Source organism: Bartonella sp. AP57NXGY (assembly GCF_042195805.1).
Lineage (GTDB): Bacteria > Pseudomonadota > Alphaproteobacteria > Rhizobiales > Rhizobiaceae > Bartonella.
The window spans coordinates 1-1,233 of the sequence record NZ_JBHIOZ010000309.1 but is presented as its reverse complement, the minus strand read 5'-3'; the positions used below and the strand labels follow the sequence as shown (position 1 = coordinate 1,233).

1 protein-coding gene and 1 pseudogene are annotated in these 1,233 nt (G+C 35.7%); both read left to right on the top strand.

Going from position 1 to position 1,233, the window contains the following annotated elements; all coding sequences use genetic code 11:
* Positions 1 to 133, top strand: a pseudogene (locus tag ACFIL8_RS10565) (TrwH protein); the annotation flags it as partial.
* Between the two features lie 69 nt (positions 134 to 202).
* The gene (locus ACFIL8_RS10560; RefSeq protein WP_375689725.1) at positions 203 to 1,144 is read left to right on the top strand and encodes a type IV secretion system protein; all 942 of its coding nucleotides are present in this window, start codon (positions 203 to 205) and stop codon (positions 1,142 to 1,144) included.
* The last annotated feature ends 89 nt before the right edge of the window (positions 1,145 to 1,233 follow it).

The following is a 1,233-nucleotide window of genomic DNA, read 5'->3' as shown; positions in this document are numbered from 1 at the left end:
ATTTTGATTGCAAACCTTTTATCGGCTTGTGCATTAGCACCAAAGCTAAAACAGCCCAATGATAGGAACCGTGTGCCTAATTAATAAAACAATCCCTGCCAAAATCAAGCGAGGAGACAACGGAATCTCATAAACTGATTTATGAAGTTAATAATGTAATGGTCAGTCTTTCTAAATATGTGAAAATTAAAAGGTGTGAAATATGCAAAAGCTGATTATTATCATAGCGATTAGTGCTTTTCTTGGAACAACAAACTTAGCAAGAAGTAACACTCTTACTAAGCAAGGAGGAGGTCATAGCCGTTTTGCAGTTCCTACTATAGGGTCAGGAAATCTCGATTCAAGCAACAATTATAAACCAAAACCACCAAAAGGCTATGAGCCACCACGTAAACTTCCACCCGATATTAAAATTGACCTTTCTAATTTTGGAACGATGAGAAATCGCGTACCGTCCAAACCTAGTGGCTCTAAGCCATCTAACACACCTCCAATATCTCCCACAGCTCAGGTACCTAAATCAACTTTCGTATCTGCTCCATCAGCAAAATATCTGGAGCTTACTAATCTATTAAAAAAAGGGGAAATTATTGAGCTCTTAAAAAAACAGCTTGAGTTGAAAAAAGAACAACTTTCGCAAACAGAAAAAACCTATCAGGCTATAACAAATAGTCAAAAAACTGGACCTAAAACTATAGATTTTTCTAGTTTTTTTCTCAAAGAACCAGAATCGTTCTATAAGAGTGATAAGCTTTCAAGAGAATCATATCAAAAGGTACTAGAGGACGAAAACAAAGTTTCTGGGCCTTTTGATCAAATGGGCAAAACTATTTCAGAGCGTTTACAATTTGCATCGATACTAGATAAAGCTGTAAGTTTAGAAACTTTTGAAAACGTAGAAAATCGTTTTCAATACCTCAGAGATCTATTAGATGAAGTTCAAAAAAAAGAAAACCTGAAAGATACTGCAGATCTTCAAGCACATATCGATGGTTCGTTAGCCATGATCCAAAATGAATTTATAAAGATGGAAATGGTAGCGCATTTACGTGACGCTGAGCAATCACTTATCAAAAGGAAAAGACGCGAACTTGATATGAAAATTTTTGATCATGAAAAAAAAGGGATGCCTACCATACGATGAAAACAAAAGCCGATGTAGAAGGTTCAGTACTCTCTGAACAATTAAGAGAAGCACAAAGATTTTATCAAAGCCAAGATATCGTGCTGAAA